This window comes from Ruminococcus sp. AF17-1AC (genome assembly GCF_003461385.1).
Lineage (GTDB): Bacteria > Bacillota > Clostridia > Oscillospirales > Ruminococcaceae > Hominimerdicola > Hominimerdicola aceti.
On the sequence record NZ_QTWZ01000026.1, the window covers coordinates 1 to 23,466 of the forward strand.

34 protein-coding genes and 2 pseudogenes are annotated in these 23,466 nt (G+C 33.9%); 2 read left to right on the forward strand and 34 right to left on the reverse strand.

Annotated elements, in window-relative coordinates:
- The first annotated feature begins 269 nt into the window (after nt 1-269).
- Nucleotides 270-464, forward strand: coding sequence for a hypothetical protein (locus DWW81_RS12150; protein WP_117898119.1), 195 nt, complete (start codon nt 270-272; stop codon nt 462-464).
- 56 nt (nt 465-520) lie between these two features.
- On the opposite strand, the gene DWW81_RS12155 is transcribed toward DWW81_RS12150, so the two are convergent.
- The 34 genes and pseudogenes from DWW81_RS12155 to DWW81_RS13720 all read right to left on the reverse strand — a co-directional run bounded on the left by DWW81_RS12155 (nt 521) and on the right by DWW81_RS13720 (nt 22,269).
- Entirely contained in the window at nt 521-1,402 is an 882-nt protein-coding gene (locus tag DWW81_RS12155) for a DUF5104 domain-containing protein (protein WP_117898120.1), read from the reverse strand.
- Between the two features lie 15 nt (nt 1,403-1,417).
- Complete coding sequence (locus tag DWW81_RS12160) at nt 1,418-2,332, reverse strand: DUF5104 domain-containing protein (protein WP_117898121.1); 915 nt, start codon at nt 2,330-2,332, stop codon at nt 1,418-1,420.
- Between the two features lie 10 nt (nt 2,333-2,342).
- Nucleotides 2,343-3,239 (reverse strand): hypothetical protein, encoded by an 897-nt coding sequence (locus DWW81_RS12165; RefSeq protein WP_117898122.1) that lies wholly within the window; start codon nt 3,237-3,239, stop codon nt 2,343-2,345.
- 204 nt (nt 3,240-3,443) lie between these two features.
- Nucleotides 3,444-3,896 (reverse strand): hypothetical protein, encoded by a 453-nt coding sequence (locus DWW81_RS12170; protein WP_117898123.1) that lies wholly within the window; start codon nt 3,894-3,896, stop codon nt 3,444-3,446.
- A 14-nt stretch (nt 3,897-3,910) separates the two neighbouring features.
- Entirely contained in the window at nt 3,911-4,138 is a 228-nt protein-coding gene (locus DWW81_RS13150; RefSeq protein ID WP_147338999.1) for a hypothetical protein, read from the reverse strand.
- Nucleotides 4,139-4,264: 126 nt separating this feature from the next.
- A complete protein-coding gene (locus DWW81_RS12175) occupies nt 4,265-5,206 on the reverse strand; it encodes a hypothetical protein (RefSeq protein WP_117898124.1) in 942 nt (313 codons plus the stop codon).
- Between the two features lie 104 nt (nt 5,207-5,310).
- On the reverse strand, nt 5,311-6,705 hold the full coding sequence (locus tag DWW81_RS12180; RefSeq protein WP_117898125.1) for a hypothetical protein: 1,395 nt from the start codon (nt 6,703-6,705) through the stop codon (nt 5,311-5,313).
- Between the two features lie 17 nt (nt 6,706-6,722).
- Entirely contained in the window at nt 6,723-7,370 is a 648-nt protein-coding gene (locus DWW81_RS12185) for a DUF2625 family protein (RefSeq protein WP_181982741.1), read from the reverse strand.
- Nucleotides 7,371-7,385: 15 nt separating this feature from the next.
- Nucleotides 7,386-7,727, reverse strand: a complete 342-nt coding sequence (locus tag DWW81_RS13645; RefSeq protein ID WP_242989651.1) for a NucA/NucB deoxyribonuclease domain-containing protein — start codon at nt 7,725-7,727, stop codon at nt 7,386-7,388.
- Nucleotides 7,704-7,920, reverse strand: a pseudogene (locus tag DWW81_RS13460) (polymorphic toxin-type HINT domain-containing protein); the annotation flags it as partial. The pseudogene DWW81_RS13460 and the gene DWW81_RS13645, both read right to left, overlap by 24 nt.
- 51 nt (nt 7,921-7,971) lie before the next feature.
- Nucleotides 7,972-8,550, reverse strand: coding sequence for a suppressor of fused domain protein (locus DWW81_RS12195; RefSeq protein WP_242989648.1), 579 nt, complete (start codon nt 8,548-8,550; stop codon nt 7,972-7,974).
- Between the two features lie 106 nt (nt 8,551-8,656).
- On the reverse strand, nt 8,657-8,995 hold the full coding sequence (locus DWW81_RS12200) for an HNH/ENDO VII family nuclease (protein WP_117898128.1): 339 nt from the start codon (nt 8,993-8,995) through the stop codon (nt 8,657-8,659).
- 81 nt (nt 8,996-9,076) lie between these two features.
- Nucleotides 9,077-9,241, reverse strand: coding sequence for a polymorphic toxin-type HINT domain-containing protein (locus tag DWW81_RS12205; protein WP_117898129.1), 165 nt, complete (start codon nt 9,239-9,241; stop codon nt 9,077-9,079).
- Between the two features lie 16 nt (nt 9,242-9,257).
- The gene (locus DWW81_RS12210) at nt 9,258-9,884 is read right to left on the reverse strand and encodes a hypothetical protein (RefSeq protein WP_117898130.1); all 627 of its coding nucleotides are present in this window, start codon (nt 9,882-9,884) and stop codon (nt 9,258-9,260) included.
- Nucleotides 9,881-10,147 (reverse strand): hypothetical protein, encoded by a 267-nt coding sequence (locus DWW81_RS12215; RefSeq protein ID WP_117898131.1) that lies wholly within the window; start codon nt 10,145-10,147, stop codon nt 9,881-9,883. Before DWW81_RS12215 ends, DWW81_RS12210 begins: the two co-directional genes overlap by 4 nt.
- A gap of 150 nt (nt 10,148-10,297) precedes the next feature.
- Nucleotides 10,298-10,825, reverse strand: a complete 528-nt coding sequence (locus DWW81_RS12220; protein WP_178182681.1) for a T6SS immunity protein Tdi1 domain-containing protein — start codon at nt 10,823-10,825, stop codon at nt 10,298-10,300.
- Between the two features lie 9 nt (nt 10,826-10,834).
- Entirely contained in the window at nt 10,835-11,332 is a 498-nt protein-coding gene (locus DWW81_RS12225) for a hypothetical protein (protein ID WP_117878614.1), read from the reverse strand.
- A gap of 232 nt (nt 11,333-11,564) precedes the next feature.
- Nucleotides 11,565-11,862 (reverse strand): annotated as a pseudogene (locus tag DWW81_RS13650) (polymorphic toxin-type HINT domain-containing protein); the annotation flags it as partial.
- A gap of 64 nt (nt 11,863-11,926) precedes the next feature.
- Nucleotides 11,927-12,604: a PoNe immunity protein domain-containing protein gene (locus tag DWW81_RS12235; RefSeq protein WP_117898091.1), complete on the reverse strand. Its 678-nt coding sequence runs from the start codon at nt 12,602-12,604 to the stop codon at nt 11,927-11,929.
- A 43-nt stretch (nt 12,605-12,647) separates the two neighbouring features.
- On the reverse strand, nt 12,648-12,815 hold the full coding sequence (locus tag DWW81_RS13470) for a hypothetical protein (protein WP_181982966.1): 168 nt from the start codon (nt 12,813-12,815) through the stop codon (nt 12,648-12,650).
- A 31-nt stretch (nt 12,816-12,846) separates the two neighbouring features.
- Nucleotides 12,847-13,119, reverse strand: a complete 273-nt coding sequence (locus DWW81_RS12240) for a hypothetical protein (protein ID WP_207659939.1) — start codon at nt 13,117-13,119, stop codon at nt 12,847-12,849.
- A gap of 75 nt (nt 13,120-13,194) precedes the next feature.
- Nucleotides 13,195-13,665, reverse strand: coding sequence for a polymorphic toxin-type HINT domain-containing protein (locus tag DWW81_RS12245; RefSeq protein WP_242989638.1), 471 nt, complete (start codon nt 13,663-13,665; stop codon nt 13,195-13,197).
- 245 nt (nt 13,666-13,910) lie between these two features.
- Nucleotides 13,911-14,444, reverse strand: coding sequence for a T6SS immunity protein Tdi1 domain-containing protein (locus DWW81_RS12250; protein ID WP_117898093.1), 534 nt, complete (start codon nt 14,442-14,444; stop codon nt 13,911-13,913).
- Between the two features lie 48 nt (nt 14,445-14,492).
- Nucleotides 14,493-14,957: an SMI1/KNR4 family protein gene (locus tag DWW81_RS12255; RefSeq protein WP_117898094.1), complete on the reverse strand. Its 465-nt coding sequence runs from the start codon at nt 14,955-14,957 to the stop codon at nt 14,493-14,495.
- Nucleotides 14,958-14,969: 12 nt separating this feature from the next.
- Nucleotides 14,970-15,176, reverse strand: coding sequence for an HNH endonuclease (locus DWW81_RS12260; RefSeq protein WP_117898095.1), 207 nt, complete (start codon nt 15,174-15,176; stop codon nt 14,970-14,972).
- Nucleotides 15,177-15,676: 500 nt separating this feature from the next.
- Nucleotides 15,677-15,817 (reverse strand): cyclic lactone autoinducer peptide, encoded by a 141-nt coding sequence (locus tag DWW81_RS12270; protein WP_117898097.1) that lies wholly within the window; start codon nt 15,815-15,817, stop codon nt 15,677-15,679.
- A 136-nt stretch (nt 15,818-15,953) separates the two neighbouring features.
- Entirely contained in the window at nt 15,954-16,886 is a 933-nt protein-coding gene (locus DWW81_RS12275) for a GHKL domain-containing protein (protein WP_181982967.1), read from the reverse strand.
- A gap of 313 nt (nt 16,887-17,199) precedes the next feature.
- Nucleotides 17,200-17,925: a LytTR family DNA-binding domain-containing protein gene (locus DWW81_RS12280; protein WP_181982743.1), complete on the reverse strand. Its 726-nt coding sequence runs from the start codon at nt 17,923-17,925 to the stop codon at nt 17,200-17,202.
- A 202-nt stretch (nt 17,926-18,127) separates the two neighbouring features.
- A complete protein-coding gene (locus DWW81_RS12285) occupies nt 18,128-18,394 on the reverse strand; it encodes a tyrosine-type recombinase/integrase (protein WP_117934714.1) in 267 nt (88 codons plus the stop codon).
- A 408-nt stretch (nt 18,395-18,802) separates the two neighbouring features.
- On the reverse strand, nt 18,803-19,195 hold the full coding sequence (locus DWW81_RS12290) for a hypothetical protein (protein ID WP_117878782.1): 393 nt from the start codon (nt 19,193-19,195) through the stop codon (nt 18,803-18,805).
- Nucleotides 19,196-19,212: 17 nt separating this feature from the next.
- A complete protein-coding gene (locus DWW81_RS12295; protein WP_117898101.1) occupies nt 19,213-20,637 on the reverse strand; it encodes a hypothetical protein in 1,425 nt (474 codons plus the stop codon).
- A gap of 199 nt (nt 20,638-20,836) precedes the next feature.
- The gene (locus tag DWW81_RS12300) at nt 20,837-21,514 is read right to left on the reverse strand and encodes a DUF4367 domain-containing protein (RefSeq protein WP_117898102.1); all 678 of its coding nucleotides are present in this window, start codon (nt 21,512-21,514) and stop codon (nt 20,837-20,839) included.
- Complete coding sequence (locus DWW81_RS12305) at nt 21,507-22,043, reverse strand: sigma-70 family RNA polymerase sigma factor (RefSeq protein WP_181982744.1); 537 nt, start codon at nt 22,041-22,043, stop codon at nt 21,507-21,509. The genes DWW81_RS12300 and DWW81_RS12305 overlap by 8 nt, the downstream gene beginning before the upstream one ends.
- 97 nt (nt 22,044-22,140) lie before the next feature.
- Nucleotides 22,141-22,269: a hypothetical protein gene (locus tag DWW81_RS13720; protein ID WP_278308113.1), complete on the reverse strand. Its 129-nt coding sequence runs from the start codon at nt 22,267-22,269 to the stop codon at nt 22,141-22,143.
- 262 nt (nt 22,270-22,531) lie between these two features.
- Here DWW81_RS13720 and DWW81_RS12310 point away from each other — a divergent pair, with 262 nt between their 5' ends.
- Entirely contained in the window at nt 22,532-23,428 is an 897-nt protein-coding gene (locus DWW81_RS12310; protein ID WP_117898104.1) for an AAA family ATPase, read from the forward strand.
- Nucleotides 23,429-23,466 lie beyond the last annotated feature (38 nt).

Below are 23,466 nucleotides of genomic sequence, written 5' to 3' on the forward strand. Positions count from 1 at the left end.
TTATATATAATTTCAAGGGGGATTGTCTGTAGAATTAACATCTTGTTGATTGTAAAATGTTTGTTAACATCAACACGGAAGTTGAAATAGCCAAATATCATCTATCATTGACGCTGTGAATTTGAATGTAACCGTCAAACACTCCGCATCTACCCCACCGATGACTAAAGAAGTATAATAAACTTCAAGCAACTCCATAGAGTAAATTACCCAATCCCAAAAAAGTCTATAGAGCTGCTTAGACCAAATTAGATGTGGAGATAAAGATAATGAAAACAACGATCGCAACGGTAAAGAACGAATTTCGCCTGACTGAATGGTCAGCCCAGATCCAGGCACAGAAAAGCAGCGGACTTACAGTGCATAAATGGTGTGAAGAAAACGGTGTCAATGTTAATACCGTGTACTTGAATTTTGTTCCGATTATTTCGCTGCTCATTTGTTTTTCAAATCCTTGCCTTTAGGTTCGTATCTAAAATATGTAATAGAACATTATTGATACTTATTAAGATGCATTTGACTAATCTGGAAAATAAATTCCCATTTCATCTTGGTTAAAATCGTATTGTGATATGCTTTCTTCATCTTCAGTTGTACTGTTAAATACTCGAATAGATGATATTTTATCTGTCTGTTTATTATCAAAATGCAGACAAATAAAAGCATCGAAACGCCTTAGTTGAATGCAAATAGTATCATTGACCTCCCATGCGGCTAACAAATTAGAATATGAAGGAGTATATCGTTCTATAAATTTATCCATATTCTTCACAGCTTCCGGATCCTCCAGAAACTCATTGGAAAATATAGTTTCAAGCTCTTCTCGGTCTTTATTATGCATCGCCCCGAAAAATGTGTTTAAAATATCAGACTCGGTTTCACATCCGGGGTAATATATTCCGGCAAGCAGATCTCCGCCGCCTGCTCCTCTCTGATCTTCCTCACATTCTTCAAAAATCAAGCTGTATACGCCTTGGGCAGACGGATCAGTTTCCTGCTGTACCCACTCAGTCCATGTTAATGAATAGCATTTTTCAGTAGTCTTAATTACACAGATCGACCATACACATTTTGCCTGCAAATCAGAAAAAGATTCTGATGACTGATTTTCATAAACTATCTCTAAATTGTCACCCTCAAATATATTAAATATGTATTTGATACCTTCATCAATATCAGGCTGTAATTTCAAAGTCTGCTCTGAAAAAACGCTTTTAAAAAGTTCAGCATCGTTGGTCTCCAAGGCTTGTATCAGAACATCCGAAGTATTTTTCGTTGAGGTTTGATCGATAATTAATTTATCATCATTTTCTATTGAACTTTGGCTATCGTTTAATATAGTACAGCCTGTAGAACTCGCCAATAACAAAGTAAGCAAAACGGATATTGTACTTTTTTTCACATTTAATCACTTCCATTAATCTGGCAAATAAATTCCCGCATTTTCTTCCGATAAATTATAATCAACGATAGTCTTTTCATCGTCTATCTCGGCAAATTTTAGAAAAGATATTTTATCCGTTTGTTCCTTGTCAAGTCTAAAACAAAAACATATCGGAGTATCATTTTTCATGGACGTAATATAAACGGTGATATTTCCATCATCAATTTCCGTCCAGCCTTCGTGAAGTTCTCGCATTGGCTGACAGTAATCAAAAAAGCGATCTATTTCATCGTCCGTTACGCCTGAAGCCAGCATATTGTCAAAAAGCAGCTCACGAAATCTCTCTATGCGATCGTCATGATTTTTTTGCTGATAAATGTTTTTCCAAAGAGTAAACGCCATATCACTTTCCTCGGAATTAGCAGGATACACTACCCCTGCAACAAAAAGATCTTCACCTCCCTGATCCAGTCCGGCATCCGGCCAAATCTGGAGTTTCATGCTGTAGACTCCTTCTTTTTCCTTATCTTTTTCATTTATCGTCCACGCATTCCAAGTAAGCTTATAGTAGTTTTCTGTTGTTTTAAAAACGCATACCGGAGAAACAATACATCTTTCACCACCGCTCGAATATTTATTTGAGCTTGAATTATTCTGCGTAACTTCAACAAATTCGCCTTCATATATGCTGAGCATATATCCGATCCCTTCATCCAGATCCGGACAAAGATCTTTGGCACGAACAGAAAACAGATTTTTGATTGCGTCCGCATCGTTATTTTCCAAAGCCTTTATTACTGTTTCTGAAACACTCACATTCTCCGTATGATCAATAACGAGATCACCTTCATAATGGCTGTTCAATTTTTCTACAACAGAACAGGACATTAGGCTTAACATCAATATTACGGACATTGTGCAGCAAAGCAAGTTTTTAAATTTTAACATAATATTCTCCTTACCAAGTCAGAGTTACAATGTATGAACCCGAATCTTTTTCTGGAATATCCCATTCGACTTCTCCTGCATTAAATTCTCTGAAAGAATCTAACATTATATCTTTGTTTTCTCCAAAGCTCGAAAAATCTATAGTAGTTACGGCTTGGAGATCCTCAGCTTTAACATTCTGAACCAACGGATCAAATCCCGTTATCCACCATTGTAATTCATCTGGTTCATGTTTATACAGCTGCTCATCATCACTGAAGATTCCATCCCCATTAGAATCATGATATAATTCAAGAGTCATATCAACAGAATATTCTCTGTTAACTTCGGCATAAAGATATGAGTATTCACCATTTTCCATAATATAATTTCCATACTCATCAATTTCTCCATCTTTCACCTGATAAATACCTGTTTCAGCGCCTGCTCCAAGGTTCATATAGTCGCCCTTCCATGACCATATTATAAATTCTTCTCCTTCATCTTTGGATTTATCACCGTCAAGATCTACCCAAAAAATCTGAGATTGATGAGCATCTACGGTTATTTCACCGCCCGAAGCTTTGTTAACCGCAGCTCGGAAAACATCGTCATAGCCTGTGGTATAATGTGCATATTGCTGCAAACAATCAGGTCTCATATGATAGATACCATCATCATCCATATCTGCACCCAACGTCAAGGAGAAAAATCCTGTTGTCATATCTGCAACAACATTCAATCCAGGAATATATGAAGACAAAATCGGATGCTTTCTCACAAATACTGCAGCGATTGTTCCTAACTCCGCAATTTTCTTTATCAGCCAGACACCACCTATCTGATAAAATATTCCAACTGAAAAGGTTACGAAATTCCTGAATCCTTCACCATGAATTAATTTACCTATAAAATTAAAAAAAATCAAAATCTATAATTTTATTCCATTAATCTTTACACCATTCACAAACTGAATCAATCCACTCTTTAGCTTTTTCCAACCAGCTCTTTTCGCATTCCGGTTTTAAGTATTCGTACTTATCATAAAAATCATTCTTGCTCTTATTAATAGCGTCAGCGACATCGCCGTCGATACGCACAACATATTCCGATTATTTTATTGCAAAATGTTCTATTTTTTATTAATATAAATTATTTTATCAGGATCAACATTTTTCAAAAGATATTCTGACATTATTTCAAATCCGTCCATAAGAGTTTCAACAGCAAAATGCTCAGAGTTCACATAAATTAAAATTTTTTCATTAACCCCTAATCTAGTATCATTAATTATCCATTTTATCTTTGTTATTTCTGAAACATCCACACTATATTTGGATCCCAAAATCTTCCTAACGGTTATTTTGCTGCCACTTACTACAATTTTTAATTTTCTTATCCACAATAATGAAATAGCTATTGGAATAAAAATGAATAATATTGTTGAAATATACATAGGAAAATGCGGAGGATCACCAAAAATCGTATACATTACGTTTAAAACAATGAAAAAAGCAGTTATAAAAACTTCACCTTTATAAATCTCTGACGGTATCTTCACAGTAAATTTCGATTTTGATTTCATTGATCAGACCTCCTTCATTTCTTATTAATTTTGTGACAACTCTCTCCATTCGTCATACCATTCCTTAATCCCATCAAAAAAACACTTGCTATATTTTCCAATGCACCTCCAGGAAGTCCTGAAATTACACCAGTTCTAATTGTTTTATAATGAAATTTTTTAATACTTCCCTGTTTTAATTTTGTTATTACCATTTTAAATGAAGCATCATAGCTATTTATGCCTGAAAGTCTTTTGAACACCGGAATTTTTTTCGAAAGAGTTTTTGAAAGCTTTCCAGTAATTTTACTTAAAGCAACACTAAAAAAAGCCGCTGTTCCTGTGCTTAAACCAGTATCAAATAATATTTCAAAAGTCGATCGTTTTTGTCACCCAGTGATATTTTCAAGATTTTCGCCAAAAAACGTTGATATTGCCGCCTCTGCTGAACAAGCAGCAATTGGATTAGTAAGCAATAATAAAACACCGCCAGCAAAACCGCCTATCGCTGATCCAATATATGATTGCCAGTTACCATCCCAATCGCCTGTTATCGCACATGAAATAATATCACTAATTAATTGACCTGAAATGCCTACGATTGCTCCAACTACACCAACAGCAATTACTGGAATTGCCGTTCCAAATGTTGAAATACTCAATATAACAATACCGACAACAATGACAATAGTCACAAACACACTAACTATTGACTGCCAATTTTCCTTGCACCACTCACAAGCACTATCCCATTTCTCTTCCAACCAGCTTTTTTCAATATCCGGTTTCAGGTATTCATATTTATCATAAAAATCATTCTTGCTTTTATTGATAGCATCAGCCGCATTTTGGTCAATAATCATAACATCAGAAATGTATTCATTAATATTTTCTTTCAATGACTCAAGTGATTCAATTTTGTCCTCTTGGGTCTGCGTTGATGATTTTATCGAGCTGATAACATCATCAACATTGCATATGCTTTCATCTATGGAAAGCACTTTTGATTTCAGTGATTTCAAATCAGCATTATCATTAATAAATAAAGGGTGATAATATTTTACGGCATATTCAGGATCAATTTTTATTATTGATGTAATGTTATTTTTTATTGCTTTGCAATAATCATTTCCTAATTTATAGTATATAGCATTGACAAGGTGCAAAACCATTTTCAATAGTGCCATATGTTTTCTAAGTTCAATTATCCGTTTGCTTCTTATGTGTTTAGTGGTTCGCATCTTCTCATAGTTTAAACCTCGATACAATATTTCAAATAATAAATATTCCATCTCATCTAACCTTAATTGTTTTTCAAAAACGCATACCATTCTGCCCACCAACATACATCCGTTGTTGCCGTTGGACCATTTGTTACCACTTTATGCTCTTATTTAAAATCAAGTGTAACACAAAATCTTTGTGCGATGTCGCCTTAATTAATAGGGTAAAGCCTATAATAATAGCCATTATCAGAATCTTTCTTTATACATTTAAATTCCGCTTCATTCTTTTCAAAACTTGCATATTTTACTTGCGTACCTTCGTTTTGTCTATATGGATAAATAATAAATTCTGGAATTTTATTTGTAAAATCATAATCTGAGACTTTGAAAAATTCTTCATAAGTAACATTGTTATTATTAAGGAAAATAATCCCATAATTTAAATCGAGATATGTATTATAATTTATATCAAATGCATCACATATATCTTTCGTTTGCGTTGACGGTCCATATACAATACACTTATCCCATTCAAAGCCAGTAAAATCAGACATATGTATAATAATCTCGGTATCATCATTACATTTTTTTATAATTTTATCCTTTAACGATTTTGAATGGCGATAATTTATTATTGAAAAAATGCTCAGTATAACTCCCATACACAATACTCCAATCAAAATTACTCTAATATATTTCTTGACCAATTCAATCACCTTTTTTATTATAGTATTTATTATCTGGTGGAAATCCGTTTTCATCAAGTGTCTCCAATATATCATTAAATCATCTTTGTATCGTTCGTATGAAAGTCGTTCTTTTACAATCACATAATGTCCATCATCAGTTTCCTTCACAATATTTAATCCATTTGTATAATAGTAATCTAATACTTTTTTTGCTATATCTTTGGATGTACTATCAATTGATGTTGTTTTTCCAATTTCCCGTCCAATAACATTGTTTAACAAATCAACTGCTTGATCAGCATCACCTAAAGTTTTAAACCTATGCGAGTATATATCTTTGATTTCATGAATAACGTTTTGATTTTTTTCATGAGCATTACCAACTTGTAAGCCTATATTCTCTCCCCACTTACTTGTTATAATTGAAATCCAAAAAGTGTGTCGAAAAGCATTTACTTCTGATCCTTCTTGAACATCATTATCTTCAAAATCAAATGCATTTGCAAAACGAGAGGCATTTGTACTAATATTAGTATTTCCCACTCCAGGCTTAACTTTTCCAATTTGAAGAGATATTATTGGATGCCTTAAACCAAATGATATAGTTTTTAAAGTGTCACTTTTGAATATCTTACCAAGAATATTAAGTGGATATCCAAGTAAGTAAATACTTGAAGCAAGAAAAGCGATACCACAAACGGTCACACTTACCACTGTAGCTAATTTTACAGACAATCCCCAAAAAGTCAATAGCGGAACTAATGATGTAAATCCCGTGATTACAATTGCTGTAATTATCAACACAGCGCCAATTACTATAACAATTTCTTTCCAATGCTCCTTGCACCACTCGCCGACCTTTTTGCAACCGTCCTTGAATTTCTCCCAACGGCTTTTTTCACATTCAGGCTTCATGTAGTAGTGTTCAGAAATTAATCGCCAATGCCAAATTTTTCTCTATATTCCATGTTTGTAGCAAACAACTCGTCAAATGGAACTATTGATTTTGACGCGGTTTCAATGTTAACTTCTTCGGACCAAAGAAACGGATATATCAAAATGGCTTTATCAAATTCCACATTCTTTGCAGATTCTCTCCAATTTGTCCACCTCATTGAACTATAAAATTCATCTATATTCCCCTGAGCGAGCCAGGCAATAAATTCAGAGTATCTTAACTCAAGGTCCTCCCAATCCAAAGTATCAGGAGCAAAATACCACACATCGCCTATGCCCTCATCAAATTTGCCTGAATTGATTGCAAATATACCGCCCACAACATCAGTGGCAACGATAAGCATTTGTTTGACCCTCTCAGGTGTACCGTTTTTAGACAGCAAATTTATTTTAGATATGCCTACCCTATCAGATGTATCACCGCCATAAAGTCTTATCCAATCATCAAATACAACTCCTGATGTGTTCAGCATGACAGCACCCATAGCAGACGCAGAAGTTATTCTAAGCATATCACATATTTTAGCACTGTCTGACCCAGCACCATTAAATATCGTTACCTCTGTCTGTGACGTTTCAAACATTTCCTTGATCTCTAACCACAATTTATTATTTTCCTGCATTTTCATTAACCTCCATTAATCAACAATTATTATTTCAAATGTAGCCCCATCGGGGAGACCCCTTAGTTTATGCCCAATAAAAGAACCTGAACCCCTATTATCGGATCTACTGATTGCACGAACATGAGCCCCTTTGCCTCCTTCTTTACACATTGCAAAAGGATACTCATCCAAATCCTTACCTGAAACTTTGCTAATTCCCTTTAGTGACGCTTTTCTATTAGACTTTGCTCCACTTCTATTTATTGTAAGTTCCCTCGGCCGTCCATTTTTTATTGCATCCTCAATGTGTTTTGCAGACTCTGGATACTTTTCTCTTGATAATGTAATTTTGTAATCTGCGTTATGTACAAGTATTCTAAACTCACCAACATGATAAGTATGGAAATCCTCCACCTGAAAATTATACACTGTAGTGGGTTCGTCTGTCAACTCGACATTAAAATTTTCAACTAAAAGAACATTTCCGTTTACATCAAGAAGTTCATCACCAACTATTAGTTTCCCTGCGTTGACAAAGCCTTGATTTTTTTACATAGAACGGGTGGTCGGATGGTCAACAGTTGTAACGACTTCTTAGCTGTTCACAATAGGGTGTCATTTAGATGATAGACCTTCGATACAAATCATATACCTCAGTATCATTGCTTTCCAACAAGTCTTCAAAAGCGTCTACACCATTTTCGTTTAAATAATCCAGTTCATTGTCCGAGATAGGTATTGCAAACAGCCAGTTTACTATATGACCGTCAATAAGATGGCCTTGCAAATCCTCCCAGTATGACGGGATAGTGTAATAAATATGCCTCATTTCTAAGTTTTTATAATAATCATCAATAACATTCATGTTCACCATCCCAGGAGTGTACGAATAATGATCCTTGATAATATTGAACGCACAGGACGCTAATATATTAGGAAAACTTGTGAACTCACTCGTGCACATACCTATAAATTCCACCCTGATTTCTCTTCCTTGTCTATCCACAATTTCTATTGGATACTCTGACAAACCAATAGTTGAATATGTTGTAAGACCAACATCTGGCCTATTTTCACCAATGTATATATCGATCTTATGACTTTCGTTTTCATCAGAATATGAAATAACCTGCGGCGTTAGTTTTACGGCCTCGTGAATGATTTTAAAAATCTCTTTTTTGTTTTGCATATTTTCCATATTGCACCTCCAAAAATTTATGTTGTTATATACATACTTTAAATACCAACTAATGCAATAATAGTTATTTAACTACCAATTCAAGCTTATGACAAATAAGCTAAAATCATGGTCCTAAATATTGATCTGTCATATCTTCACAAGAATGACTTCTATTTGAACTTGGAAGTTCTGGGCGATAGTGGGACGAATCATTGTGTTCATCTAAAAACTGTTTTCTGTCTATACCACGTTCCTGTGCACTTGCTCGATGTTTTCTAAACTCATAACCAGGTTTATGCCCCATATTCCAAAGCTCATTGGGGTTAATTGGTTTTCCTGTTTTAGGATCACGAACAATTTCATCAGGAGAATTCGCCTTTGCTTCTTCCCATGTTTTATCCCTAACGCCTTTACGATAACCTGATGGACGTTTATATACATCCCCTGCATTATGTACAAGTATGCGAAAGCCACCAACATAATAAGTATGAAAATCTTCAACTTGAAAATTGTATACAACAGTAGGTTTTTTGTCAACTCAATATTACTTTTTTTCAATTGACAAATGACTGCCATGTGTATCGAGGAGCTTATCACTAAGTGTCAATTCACCTGCATTGACAAAGCCTTTATCTTTTACATAGAACGGGTGGTCAACTGTAGTGATTATTTCTTCGCCGTTCACAGTAATATGAACGAGAGTAGTCACCTCTCATATGTATGTTTCAAGGACTGTTTTTTGTAATAATACTTTCATCCTTTTCATTTAAAAGCTCAATTATATCATCTCCGTCAATGACTACTATATAGTCATACGGCAACATAAGCGCCTTTAAGACGGAGGGACGTATATTTAATAATTGATAAGCATAAATTGATTCGTATTCCGTAGTATCAACGTTTGAGAATTTACCATCTTTATTTTGAAATATCTCATTCACACACCAACCTGAGCCACCTAAATCTCTAAATCTTTGTAAACAAATTTTGGGTTTAACTATAGAACCTTTAGCAACAGCAATTTTATCATCAAATCTAATTGTTTCACCATTAATATGATATTTTTGTAACATATCCAACTGTTCCATTTGAATCCAAAAAGCAAGTGTTAAATCCTCATTAACTTTTAAGAATGGTGTTGACTCATAATCAGGTGTAACTATACAATAACCACTGATTGCCTTTTGCAAAATATATAAGGAAAAACCAATTTGAATTTTAAATCCGTCTTTTAATCTACCAACAGGAATATCATATATTGCTCTCCATAATGCTTGTGATTGAAAGTAAAGCATATCATCAACTTTAATTGTATACTTTATTCCGTTAATCTCTTTGGTATAAGTATTCATTTCTTTCCTAACCTTTCACTTATTGCTTTTGCAATAGCTGCACGAGCAGCTTCATCTTTTTGATTTAAAAACTGTTGTGCTTCTTCGGCGATTGCTCCTAACTTTGAATGTCCCGACCAAGCACTTATAGGTTTAGCACCTTTAGATGCATTTGTTTGTTTTCCAAGTCCCATAAAGTTTTCTTCTAAATTTGCAATTGCTTTCTGGTCTTCAAAACTCAACTGATCAAATCCTGACTGTTCAGTTATTTCTTTTAGAGGCATAATATGATCAGCTTCCAGCGTATCAACTTCATATCCATATATCGGGTCAGTTTTTTGCCATCTACTGAATTAACAGCTTTTTTCGCTTTGGCATCTGGTGAAACTTTTTCTTGGTTGCTTGGCAATTTTACACCTCCGTAAGTATATTGGTTAAAGATTCATTAATGGCATCATTATTTCCCAATATACTTCCATATCGGATACTTCAAGATTTTCTATGTCATCTTCCCCATTGAGGAATAGTGGTACTTTGTAACCCACACATTTATTGTGAGGCAAAACAAAATTGCCATTTGCCTCAAACCATTCATTGAAGAACTCAGACGCCAAGCAAGCGTCATGATATTGTGGTATCTCACTATCATGAAAATTCACAAAGTTTTCTTCTGTATTAAGTATCTCTCCTGTACCTGGTTCAAATATCAAAACTACATCTCTTTGCGTATCAAGAGCAAAAATTCTTCCCAACCAGTCATACCCAAAGACACTTATTTGATTTTTGTATTTTGGAAATGATTTTTTAACTATATCATTCCATTTTGGTATACTTTTTTCATCAAAAATTCGATACATACCATTTAGGAACGATCTTCCTCCCATTGATTTTAAAAATTGTTCGCTACTATCAAAATCATAGTGTTTTTCTTCTTTCACAAAGTCTAAAAATTTACTAAACATATTTCCCCCTTATTTCATACTGAAATCATCATTAAGATATTTGTTAAGTATCGATAACCCACTTTCAAAAATCTCCCAACATTTATGTTTTTCATCAACATTGAAACTAGGATGATATTCTTCATTTTTCAAAAGTTCCAAATTACTTCCATAGAACAACTTGTTATAAATATCGATGATTTCTTCATCATTATAGTCTCCTATAAATTCTTCATTTAGCGATTTTGATAAATCACTAAAAAAATGCCATATATCTATCAAAATTCGACAATTTTGCGATATTTCCACATTATTTATTAACTCGATAATTTCAGATAGATCAAAAACTGTTATTCCCTTTTCAAAAATAATATGTTCTTTATCCGCAAATGTATTTGCTTCTTCGACACTAAAAAAAACTAACAGTTGTTGATCAAAAAGTAAGAACCCATCTTCATCATTGCTATACCATATCAAAAAATAAGTTAATCCATTATAAATGATTTTTGTCAAATAATATTTTGCCATAACTTTGCTCCTATTTTTTTGGATTAGTAAAGGCTCTGTCGCCATATTTTTTCAACCTATTATAATCAGATTTAGGACCAGTATCATAATTGCCTTTACCAAATGCTTCATCACATAAACGTTTTGCAAAATCTTTTCCAGATTCATTTATATAAGGACGTTCACCTTTAAATCGGCTAGGAATGTCTGTTGCTTTCTCTTTCCCTGTCCCAGATTTAGGAATTTTATATTCTTTCCCAGCATTATGAACAAGAATATTGTTTTCTCCGACATAATAAGTATGAAAATCCTCCACCTGGAAATTATACACCTTTACGGGTTTATCTGTCAACCCAACATCAAAATTTTCAACTAAAAGAATGTTTCCGGTTACATCAAGAAGTTCATCACCAACTATTAGTTCTCCTGCTTTGATAAAGCCTTGATTTTTTACATAGAACGGGTGGTCAGCAGTTGTAACGATTTCTTCACCGTTCACAGTGAGATGAACAAGCGTTGTTACCTCTCTTATGTAGGTTTCAAGAACAGGAGTTCGCTATAAGTTCAGATAAGCGACCATCTATCGAAAGTGTCATTTTATCACCTCGTCATTACTCAATTGAAATGAACCATATCATAAGGATAATACTGCTCATTTTTCAAATCGTCATCTATAAAACCAAGTCTTTTTGCAATAGCACCAGCTTCAAAACACCAATATCCATAATACTGATATTTATTCACCAGTTCATGTGTACCATACCAAGCACTATCTACAGAGCCTTTATACCATCCTCTCAAATATTTTAGAAAAGCATCTCTATCTTCATCGTTAATGCTTTTTACTAACTTTTTGTATGGACGAGGGAAGGATATTTTCGATGTATCAAACTCACTTTTATTTCCAATGAGGATAAAATCTAATAATGAATCATATGTTTCAGATTTCCTCAATTTATTTTTTATTATATTCAACTTACCATCGTCCAAATTCAGAAGATATGCTAAAGAAGCAAAAATAATATTGCTCTCGTATACTGAATCATCCCAAGCTTCACCAAACAAATCTAAAGAAGATTCAAATTCTTTTTTTATTTCTTCAATTGAATCACCTTTTGAATACTTAGCGATTATTATCCCGATTTTTTTTTGTAAAATGTAATCTTTTACAAAAAGTATCTTGTCATTTAAGTATTTTCCAGCAGCAATACCCTCTTCAAATCTTTTGATTCCTTCTGACATTTTCAAAATATACTCATCAAAATACTCTTTTGATTTAATTGTATCTCGCATAATATTCTCCTTAATATCAAAAATTCTCGATGTAAATAATTGTCTACTTTAATGACTTAACACTAGTTGTAACATTTACTAAACCGTTATCGTTACTTACATTTACTCTGAACAATTTCTTAACAGTATCACCAGTTGCAAGTCCTTCGATTATGTCATCTGGGTCATCGACTATTTTTCCTATATTATTTTTTATCTTAGTAAATTTCACCTTTATTATTGTTTGGCACTAATAAAAGAGGTCATTCTATTTCAAACCATTTCCATGGCTGCGTTTCATCATCACGAAAAGCGCCGCATCCTAGAGGAAGATCACATAATTCACCAATAGAAGAATCAATCTGCTCCATTTCCGAAATCGATATTATAGCAGCACTTTCTTCACTAACGTCCTCTCCATCCAGAAATTCCCACATTCCATCTTCTTTATCATGGAAAACTAAAACTACTTTCTTTTTTTTGTTAATAATATCTACAGTTGTTATTACCATTGTATTTTCATCAATATCAAACATAATTTTTCCTCACTTATTTGATTTAAAAATATTTTCTTCTCTTGATAAAACCTGTGCATTAGAATAACTATTACTTCATCCACTGCTTCTTGGCTTTATGTGGTCAATTTGAACTTTCAATGGATCTGGCGTAACGTTTAGCTTACTTTGAGTTGCGGGAACAAGTTCTTTTCCTGACATATCAGATTTTATTTTTCCGCCATTTCGTCTCATATTTTCTTGTATTATCTGTCTTTTTTGAGCCTTTGTAAACTTTTTCCCTTCACCTACATATTTTGAATCTTTTAGATTAGAATAATCACCAGCATTATGCACCAACACGCCTAATCCGCCAGCATAATAAGTATGAAAATCTTCTACCTCAAAATTATAAACCTTAACAGGTTCATCTGTCAACTCAACATCAAAATTTTCAACTAAAAGAACATTTCCGTTTACTTCAAGAAGTTCATCACCAACTATTAGTTCTCCTGCTTTGATAAAGCCTTGATTTTTTACAAAGAACGGGTGGGTTTCAGTCGTTATGATCTCTTCGCCGTTGATCACCAAATGAATAAGCTTAGAATCTTCTCATATATAGATTCAAAACGCAAGTTAGAAAATAGATAAGTGTATACTCTTTTTCCTGTTAAAGTTGTGTCTTCAATCCTAAAGTAATTACCATCTGTATCATATATTACTTGTTTTCCCTTTTTAGGATTATTATATATCTCCTTGCCACTAAAAGCTGTGAAACTTTTTCTTGGTTTGTGGGCATTTTATCACCTCCATATTGTTAAAGTAAAATAGTTTTAAATGCCGTCTGTCAGTTCAGCTATAAGTGCAATATGCTCACGCATTTTGACTTTTTTAAGGTTTTTTACAGACTCTTTTCCGCCAAGTGCAAGCAGCGGAACATATCCAAAGCACTCATCATACTCCAGTTCACCATATTTCTTAACTGCTGCGTTATACTTTTTGATAGTGAAATAATCGTCATCAAGGACGCCCTCTTCAACTTCCTCAAAAAAGTCCTCAAATCCAGTTGATATTATATCACTATCTTGATATCTATACTTGAGTATCCCGATATACTTGTTATCTTCCCATGTAATGATATCACCAAATGCTGTCGCAAATATCGGGATAGTAACTTCACCGTCAAAATATGACTGCTGCACAAGTTCGATATACTCGTTCGGGTCTATCGCTTTTAAGTAACCATTGTAGAATGTTCCCAAACCAAACTCTCTCCAAAAATCAAACAATTCTTCAGGCAATCTGCCCTTATACTGTTCGATTCGTGACACATCAATATCTCTGAACTTAACGTAATCTTTTAACATATTATCTTCTCCGAGCAGAACCGAATAAAATCAGTTCTGCATTTATTATCAGTCCTCCGCAGGTCTTAACATACCCAAGAACGCAGTAAATGAGTCTGCCACCTTTGACAGCACCCAACCTGAGTCCTCGCTCTCTTCGCTTTCAGCGTCTGCAAAATATATCGTACCATAATTATCGCCTTTGCCCAAACACAGCAATATCTGATTATCAAAAGAATCACAGGCTATCGGCAGATATTCGTCGGGGATAAGTTCCTCGTCCACCAAATTCTCATATGACTCCATTATCTCGTTGTCATCATAGAAATAGTGTATATCACTGCCCTGCTCAAACTCATCTTCGTCGGAAGTTCCGTTCTCAATAAAATCGAACTCCACTTCATCCTCAGGCATTCCGCCGTTTATTTTCAGCAAAAAGTCCTTATAGTCCTTTGGAAAGCTTAAATTCAGTTCACCCTCCATTTCCTTGATATCCTTGCTACTTAGCTTTTCGCCAACTTCGACCAGTTTCATAATTATCCTCCTTTAAATTATTCCGTGTCTTATTTTAGTTGCTTCACCCATATGATTAAATCCGCCACACCTTGGTGAATGGATTTTGGAAGGAACCATTAACACACTTTTTTCATCTTCCAAATGGTGCCAAGAATAATCTTTTGGTAATTTTATACCAGCTTCATTACGAATGATTTTAATATCTTTTCTAAAAGCACCAGTTAATTTTGCTTTCATTTTTATCGGATCAGGGTGCTCTGGATGAGCAAATTTCTCGAACCTAGGATATGAATTTCCGTCTTTATTCTTTGTATACTTTATGGTTACATTTTTATTATCTATTTTTTTGTTATTGAAACACTACCGTCCCTGTGATTGACTCTTTTTACAAAATTTTTAGATCTTTTAATCGGCAAATTGCATTCATTATGAACCCAAATTCTATTCATACCAACATAGTAAGTATGAAAATTCTCAAATGGAAATAAAATAGCACCTCCTCGGGGTGCTAGCGTGGTATCCTCCGGCATAGCTTCTCAGTGGTATATAAAAAAATAAGAAAGCTATGCTTTCAAACACCTTGCCCGCAATAACGCCGATAACTATAGTGCTGATAAGGTTAAGTAAAACCGTTATTCCCATATTAAATCCGTATTCATACAAATCGAAATCTCTTTCGGATATAATACCTTTTTCACATAGACGTTGCGTTATTTTGCAGGCAGTTTTCTTAAACATTAGAACTTACGCAGTTTCTTATAATCAGCAGGCAGTTCAGGCTGGTGAGTGATGAAAAGGCATGTAGAATTTACGTTTGATACAGTAACCAAAAGTGCCAATGCAACAAACACCTTACCCATTCTTGTGCTGAGTTTCATTAAATTTTTTTCATATGATCTTCTTCATTTCATAACAAGTTATGACTTGATTATACATAATATAAGAATAAAAAAACGTAAATGACAAAAAGAACGTCTTTTTTGTAAAAAAAATAGAGGTAACTTATTGCTACCTCTATTTTTCATACATTATCACTGATGTTTCAAACCAGTTATCAGATACATCAGTTCTTAAAAGTCCTCCATATTTTTCCGCAATATTTTGAACACTCTTTAACCCAATTCCATGATTTATCTCATCATTTTTTCTTGTCCTTTTATCCTTGTGTATAATTCCGTCAAATGAATTTCCTACTAATATTTTAATGTAACCCTGCTTATAAACAATATCGATAGTTATCTTCTTTTCATCGTTCTCTCCTAGGAGACTTAACGCTTCAAGTGCATTATCTATCAGATTACAAATAACGATATTTAGATCAAATGAACTAATAAGAATTTGCTCAGGGAGAACAACATGATAACTTTTTTCAACGCTGTTGTTCTCTAACGGTGCCAATTTGTAATTCAGAACACTGTCGATCGTTTCATTTCCTGAGTCGATAATAACATTATTACTATAAATATAATCATTGGTTTCAGCAAGGTAATCTTTAAGCTGATCGTATTTCTCAGCACTAAGCAAACTTTGCATATTGATAATATGATTTTTCATATCATGCTTTAAAAATCTTATCTTCATCTGAGATTCCTGCATTAAATGCAACTGATTAAGATACGCCTTGTTTTGCTGCTCAATAACGTCAGTTTCATATTGCTGGGAAAACATATTTACCAAATTATCGTAAAGGTAAAGAATAACTATGTTCATCAATAATATGATAACGCTTAAAATCAACGATACGACATTGAGATCTTTTGCGACAAAGTAACCAACCATTATACTGCCAAGCGGAACAAATATCACAGTAATATAATACATTATTGGTAATTTTACAATTTGATCGCTGTATTTAAAATAGCTCTTAGCTATGATATTTACAAGTGTTAGAAGCACAATATTTGATACAAATCCCTCATCAAAAAAAACAGAGTTTATATTAAGCAAAGACTGTATAGCAACAACCGCTGTATCTACTACAATGGAAAAAACACATAACACAAATGCTGACAACAGAGACTTAAATAACGATACTTTATAGTACAAAAATATAAGAATAAATGGTATAATGTTTGACAGAATCGTAATCAATCGATTGTCAAAGGCCAAATACGCACAGCTATTTATAATGTAATAAAGTGTAAACAGGACAATATCTGATTTTGTCGACTCTTTTTTCTTTTGTAAAAACACATTGGAAAACTGATAAGTGGCATATATGTGAAACACATTTGAAAACAAATAAAATAAAGTAGTCATATCATTCTTTCAACAGCTGTTCACTGACCTCCATTTTCTTATTAGGGCTTATCGGTAATTCCACTCGGTCTATGCCAATAAGGACGACTGAATGTGACGTGAATCTTTCAATATAATTCTTATTTACTAAATACGATTTATGAATACTGATAAAATCACTTAAACTTTCATTGTCAAGCAGGTTAGATAATTTTCCGTAAAAGGTATATTGATTCGTAATAGTATGGATCACTATTGTTCTGCCTTGACTCTCAAAATAACAAATATTAGATACTATGATACTGTTTTTGACTTTATGTGCAGTATATTCAAACACCTTTTTTCTCTTAGCTTGATCCAAATAATAAGTTTCAAAAAAATCAACTATTCTTCTATAGGTAATTGGCTTTTTTATATAATCATAGGGCCTTATTTTAATGGAGTCAATAGCATACTCGCCATAAGATGTCACATAAACGATAGCAGTGTTGTCATTGGCATACAGCCCACGCAATCTTTTCCCAAGTTCAATACCATTCATTTGTTTTTCATCATTATTTTTAAATTCAATATCGAGCAATATAACATCAAACGAGTTCCCCTTGAGATACTCGTCCATTAATTCCTCACAAGTATCAAATTCTGCATGATCAATTTCTCTGTCACATTGTATTGAATAGTCTAACAAATACTTTGATAAACTTTCCTGCATATGTTTATCATCATCACAAATTGCAACTCTGATCATACGATCACCGCCTTTATACGCCATTATACCAAACATTTTTCAGAAAATCAATACATATTATATCAATTTTCTGGTATAATAGTTTACAAAACAAAATATAATTTTTTCGCAAAATATGCACCTACAGGCAAAAAGGCAAAAAATCAACGTAAAATCATGCATTATTTACTACCAATCAGATATTTTTGACGGCTAAAAACTTTTAAGCTACAAAATTGAGTTTTTCAACATATTTCTTTTTTTTATCAAGCGATGAGTGCACATAGCGGTTAAGTGTAATATTAACATTAGAATGACCTAGCAACTCGCTGACAGTTTTAGCATCAAAGCCATTCTCAATACAAACAGTAGCGTATGTGTGACGCAGTAAATGAAAATTAACGTTTTGGAAATGAACTTTAACCGTTCTTCTTTCCTGACTTCCGACGGTTCGCAGCGAAAAAAACAGATGCTTACTCCAGAAATTCATTAAGCTCTTCAAGCTCACGGTTTATCTTTTCAAGCTCTTTGATCCGCTTGTTTGCTGCCAGAAGCTGGGGATGTGCAGCTCATCTGCTGCCTTGGTGCCAATCTCCTTTGCGAGCTTTATTGCCTGCTTTCGTTAAATTGTGTTGACAAATCCCATTAAACAAGGACTTTCGGATAAAGAAAACGGACACCAATCAAGATACGCATTGTATCAAAATTGGTGTCCTGTTATGGTGCGGATGACGGGACTTGAACCCACATGACCTTGCGATCACTAGCACCTGAGGAAAGCCCTAAGCGCTGACAGCCAAAGATATAGTGCTTGCATTCAATACAAAATTAAGTATTGATTCCATAGCTAAGAATCACGAAATTTAGTTTTTTCTTAACCAATTATACAATTCATACATTATTTTTTAAAAACTTCAAACGCATCTTCGTTTTCAAGACTCCATTTATATTTTGTCCCAATGATCTTTGTTCCTTTAAATCTAACAGTAATGGTTTTACCTTTATAATCTGCTGTTATTCTGCAATATATATCCCTGTCATGATATTTATATATTTGTGGATCACCATGGATGATAAGGGAAAGGGTTTGACTGTCGTATCCTGCAGATTCAGCATAGTTGAAGGTCTCATCAACAAAAGTTAATTCATATTTTTTACAAATCTTTTTTTCAAAATATGAGCCAAATATCTTATGATCCATCTGTGGTGATGGTATTTTTGCAAATAGAAAAAGTATCATACCGAGCAGTATTATCGCCAAGACTGAAAATAATATTATTTTTTTTTTCATAATACCTCCACATATATTTATATTAATGCTGTTGTATTTTTTATGAATAAAGGTTTTAGGGTTTTTACGACTTTTTTGTCACTATTTTTAATTTCATAAGAGGCTGTACTACTGTAACCTATTGGGTCATTATTTCCTGTAGATGCATTATCACCATACATCTTTTTATAGTCGACTACTGTCTTAATTGCTACATATGGCTTGTAATAATTTCCTTTGTTTGTAAAACTTCTAGTTAACTTCTCATAATCGTATAACTTTGTTTTTGTGTTTAACTTTCCCTCAGTAAGCACATACTTCCACGCTGTCTTATCACAACTGTAGCCAAATTCCCATCTGCCTTTATACTTAACCCATGTATATTTCATTGTGGTATTTAAGCAAACATCCGACAATCGAAGAAACTTTGAACTATCCGTATATAGATCATGTGGTGACGGCGTACGAGAAAATAGTGATTTTATTACCGCCCCTAAAGTTTTACCAGCTATAGGATGACCACATCCTGCTAATAAAGCCCCAAAACCTTTTCCCAATAATGTTGAAACAGCTGTATTTAAATATTTTTTTGCGGTTGCTTCATTGGTGCATTTACCAATAAGATAGATATTGGGAGAATAATTGCGACGTAACTTTGGTTTACTAGTGGATACTTTATCACTTACACTTAGTGAGTAGTATTGATATGACTTTCCACCATAGGAATACGTCGATGATGTGCGAATCACGTCATACATCTTTTCGATTCCCTTACAAGGATAAAAGCTAGCTTTAGCTTTGTTCATAACATTGTAACTACTCGATATATTTTCTTGATTGCAAAATAATTCAGAAATCTCATTTTCGCTTAGTAAAAGGTCTTTAATTTGCAATTCTTTTCTCAAATCGTTGTATTTACTTTCCACAATTATGTCGTCTGGATTATCTTCTAGAGCCGATACAGTATCAAAATACTCAGTAATTAGTTCATCATTTCTCTGTTGATATTCTTGCTCCATTGTATTAAAGTTTGTGAAAACCTCATCACTCTCTGAAATTGTTACATCATCTCCAGATATAGAGATACCAGCCGCAATTATGAATCCTTTGAAATCAATTTTTTTAGAATTAATATTTACATAACCATTTGGTGCAAAAATAATACCTTTATAATTAAATTCATTGGAATTAATCACTATATTTCCTGTGTGAGATGCAATAATTGAATTTTTTGATTCGGAGGTCACAGATGTAGCATTAATAGTAATGTCTCCGTCAGTATATAATCTCCCATCAAAATTTAAATCTTGTAAAACCAATGAAAAGTCAGTAAAATAATTATCTCCTTCAATAGTATATAGATTATCAGAGTTAGCTATATCATTAAAATCATCATATTCATTGTTAATAAATATTGCATTTAATGAATCAAAAATTAATCCATTATCATTTTCTGTTCTCATTCCTATTTCTTTTATGCTATTGTATGAAATATTAATAGAACCAGCTCATGCCAATCACAAGAATTGTAATCAAAGAAACGATCCTTTTATACACAAAAAACACCTCCTTTTTTGTTAGCATCAACTCAGAAGCTTTTACTCCCTCATTCATACATAACAAATCAGAAGGTGGATTAGTTACAGAAAAACAAAAATAGTTTTATTTTTCTGCTTTTTGCACAGAATTTGCTATATCAATTAGTTCATTTCTGCCAATATTGGAGCCTATCATAATAATATAATCTCCATTATCCCAAATCAAGTGATAAAATTGATGATTATCTACATAATAAACTGCATCGTGTCCGGATATATCTATTGTTGATATTTCAGCACTTTCTGTGTTAAGTCCCATATCAAATTCGGATTTGACTAACTGCTGATAATCAATTATTGTATTCTCTTTTTGATAAATGATATTCCGAGAAATTTTATCATATTCCTCATAAATAACATCATAATCACTCAAATCATAACCTATGTCATAGTAGACTTGAATTGTGTCCGGTGCAGCCTCATTGCTTTCAACATTTGCTGATATCTCAGAATGGTCTGAAAAAATGCTCATGAAAAAATCCTTGAATGCATTTCTCAAAGCGGATACGCTCATTATTGTTGTAAATGCAGCAATAAAAATCACGGCAAAAATACAAGCTACTCGTTTACCGGCAGTATTTATCATTTGGTAGTAAGGCTTTTTCCGGCGACCTATCAGCTTATCCATCTTTCGGGCAAACTTATCTGAAAACTCATGGTCATTGTTATGTGCAGGAACAGACAATTCATATTCTTTTGTCAAAGCCTCAGATATTGCTCTTTTAAACTGAGTATTATTCATTGCGGTTGCTCCTTTCCAAGATGTCTTTCAGCATCTTTTTTGCTCTTAATGCACGTTGTCTGACCAATTCGGGAGATATTTCAAGTTGTGATGCCGTTTCTTTTGCTGAGAACTCTTGCAGGAAATACAGATAGATAACATCTTTGTACATCTGCGGAAGTTGTTTTATCGCCAATAAAAGTTCATCATAGTTTTGTTTTTCAAAATATGATTCATCAACTATTTCAGTTTCAAATAATTCTGTACTATGCTTTGCACGATTTTGATTTTGCCTATAAATATTTATCGCTGTGTTTCTACATATAATAACAATATATGCTTTTAATTCGTGACATGGAATTTGTGAAACTTTTGAAAAGTTATCTGCTATTTTCAAAAAAGACTGATGTACAGCATCCTCAGCATCTTCCTTGTTTTTCAAAATGCCATATGCAACCGCATACATATCCTGCTTGTATTTTATGTAAAGCTGTTCAAACTGATTTTTTTCTTCGTTGGTTTCGAGCATTGATAGGTAAATTGCCAGCATCAAATCACCTCTCCGTTTTTTGTCTGTGCATAACAGTATATCATTAAAAGATAAATATTTCAAGTGCATTTTCAGTATGAACATAAAAAAATGATAATTATTTACTGTCAACCGGATAGCCCGGAAAAGTTAAGTCCGCAGACTTAGCAAGCATCGCAAACGGCAGTCCGCCCACAAGGGGCAGACCACCGATTGCGGCTTGTCGGGTAGAACCCCGAACCCCCAATCTGCCACTCCCTCCCTCTCACAGTGCGACGGCGAAAACGCACATCTTACCCCCGTGTCAAAATCAAATCTCCTGTGCAAAACAATGAAAATGGACCATGACTATTGACAAACATATTAAAATGCGATACCATAAGAATGGAGAATAATATAGGCTCGTAAAGATTTTAAAAGTCTTTGCGAGCTTTTTGTTTTGAATATAAATTTCGCTATGTTGAGTGACAATAACAGAAACTTGAAAACAGAATTGGAGGAATGATAATTTGAAAAAACTTAGCACAAGATCCTGCGAAGAAATAATGACAACTGTGTACAAGCCAATAGAGTTCGTTATAGACGGCTTGCTTGCACAAGGTCTGTATATCTTAGCAGGTGCACCAAAGGTCGGAAAGTCTTGGCTGGCACTGGATATGTGCCTGTCAATAGCGAAAGGAGAAAAAATTTTAGGTCTAAAAACTTCACAAGGAACTGCTCTGTATCTGTGTTTAGAGGACAGCTACGCAAGAATACAAAACAGGCTCTATGAGCTGACCGATGAACCAACTGAAATGCTTTACTTCTCTGTTATGTCTGACCCGATAGGAGGCAGTCTTGAAGAGCAGATCGAAGGCTTTGTGAGTGAACATCGTGATCTGAAAATCGTTTTTATCGACACTCTGCAAATGGTTCGTGGTTCAACAGATTCAAGCTATGGTTCAGACTACAAAGACCTATCCGTTCTGAAAGCTCTTGCAGACAAGCTTGAGATAACTGTCATAGTGGTTCATCACACAAGAAAATGCAAAGACAGCGACCCGTTCAATATGATCTCAGGTTCGACAGGACTGAGCGGCTGTGTAGACGGAAGTATGGTTCTGATCGAAACAAAACGTGGCAGCCGCAATGCAAAACTTTATTGTGTAGGACGTGATATTGAAAACGCAGAAATTAATTTGCAGTTCGATAGTGATTTGAAAAAGTGGGTCGTTACCGATGAGCCGTCCGCTCCAAAAAGTAAGGACAACATTTTTCTTGCGGCATTGTATGTTTACATCAAAAAGAAAGTTGATTTTTCAGGTACGGCGTCAGAACTTATAGAGAAACTGAAAAGTGTTTCTGATGAAACATTTTATCCCAACAGAGTAACAAGAGATCTGGTTCAGAACGGTAATCCTGTATAATAAAACTTGACACATAAAAAACAATCAAAGTATAATAA

What these genes read in the sequence shown, in the direction of transcription:
- DWW81_RS12150 (WP_117898119.1), top strand. Translation starts at nt 270, where the DNA reads ATGAAAACAACGATCGCAACGGTAAAGAACGAATTTCGCCTGACTGAA.
- DWW81_RS12160 (WP_117898121.1), bottom strand. Translation starts at nt 2,332, where the DNA reads ATGTTAAAATTTAAAAACTTGCTTTGCTGCACAATGTCCGTAATATTG.
- DWW81_RS12170 (WP_117898123.1), bottom strand. Translation starts at nt 3,896, where the DNA reads ATGAAATCAAAATCGAAATTTACTGTGAAGATACCGTCAGAGATTTAT.
- DWW81_RS12175 (WP_117898124.1), bottom strand. Translation starts at nt 5,206, where the DNA reads ATGGTATGCGTTTTTGAAAAACAATTAAGGTTAGATGAGATGGAATAT.
- DWW81_RS12180 (WP_117898125.1), bottom strand. Translation starts at nt 6,705, where the DNA reads ATGAAGCCTGAATGTGAAAAAAGCCGTTGGGAGAAATTCAAGGACGGT.
- DWW81_RS12185 (WP_181982741.1), bottom strand. Translation starts at nt 7,370, where the DNA reads ATGCAGGAAAATAATAAATTGTGGTTAGAGATCAAGGAAATGTTTGAA.
- DWW81_RS12195 (WP_242989648.1), bottom strand. Translation starts at nt 8,550, where the DNA reads ATGGAAAATATGCAAAACAAAAAAGAGATTTTTAAAATCATTCACGAG.
- DWW81_RS12210 (WP_117898130.1), bottom strand. Translation starts at nt 9,884, where the DNA reads ATGAATACTTATACCAAAGAGATTAACGGAATAAAGTATACAATTAAA.
- DWW81_RS12215 (WP_117898131.1), bottom strand. Translation starts at nt 10,147, where the DNA reads ATGCCTCTAAAAGAAATAACTGAACAGTCAGGATTTGATCAGTTGAGT.
- DWW81_RS12220 (WP_178182681.1), bottom strand. Translation starts at nt 10,825, where the DNA reads ATGTTTAGTAAATTTTTAGACTTTGTGAAAGAAGAAAAACACTATGAT.
- DWW81_RS12225 (WP_117878614.1), bottom strand. Translation starts at nt 11,332, where the DNA reads ATGGCAAAATATTATTTGACAAAAATCATTTATAATGGATTAACTTAT.
- DWW81_RS12235 (WP_117898091.1), bottom strand. Translation starts at nt 12,604, where the DNA reads ATGCGAGATACAATTAAATCAAAAGAGTATTTTGATGAGTATATTTTG.
- DWW81_RS12240 (WP_207659939.1), bottom strand. Translation starts at nt 13,119, where the DNA reads ATGTTTGATATTGATGAAAATACAATGGTAATAACAACTGTAGATATT.
- DWW81_RS12250 (WP_117898093.1), bottom strand. Translation starts at nt 14,444, where the DNA reads ATGTTAAAAGATTACGTTAAGTTCAGAGATATTGATGTGTCACGAATC.
- DWW81_RS12255 (WP_117898094.1), bottom strand. Translation starts at nt 14,957, where the DNA reads ATGAAACTGGTCGAAGTTGGCGAAAAGCTAAGTAGCAAGGATATCAAG.
- DWW81_RS12260 (WP_117898095.1), bottom strand. Translation starts at nt 15,176, where the DNA reads ATGAAAGCAAAATTAACTGGTGCTTTTAGAAAAGATATTAAAATCATT.
- DWW81_RS12270 (WP_117898097.1), bottom strand. Translation starts at nt 15,817, where the DNA reads ATGAAACTCAGCACAAGAATGGGTAAGGTGTTTGTTGCATTGGCACTT.
- DWW81_RS12280 (WP_181982743.1), bottom strand. Translation starts at nt 17,925, where the DNA reads ATGATCAGAGTTGCAATTTGTGATGATGATAAACATATGCAGGAAAGT.
- DWW81_RS12285 (WP_117934714.1), bottom strand. Translation starts at nt 18,394, where the DNA reads ATGAATTTCTGGAGTAAGCATCTGTTTTTTTCGCTGCGAACCGTCGGA.
- DWW81_RS12290 (WP_117878782.1), bottom strand. Translation starts at nt 19,195, where the DNA reads ATGAAAAAAAAAATAATATTATTTTCAGTCTTGGCGATAATACTGCTC.
- DWW81_RS12295 (WP_117898101.1), bottom strand. Translation starts at nt 20,637, where the DNA reads ATGAGAACAGAAAATGATAATGGATTAATTTTTGATTCATTAAATGCA.
- DWW81_RS12300 (WP_117898102.1), bottom strand. Translation starts at nt 21,514, where the DNA reads ATGAATAATACTCAGTTTAAAAGAGCAATATCTGAGGCTTTGACAAAA.
- DWW81_RS12305 (WP_181982744.1), bottom strand. Translation starts at nt 22,043, where the DNA reads ATGCTGGCAATTTACCTATCAATGCTCGAAACCAACGAAGAAAAAAAT.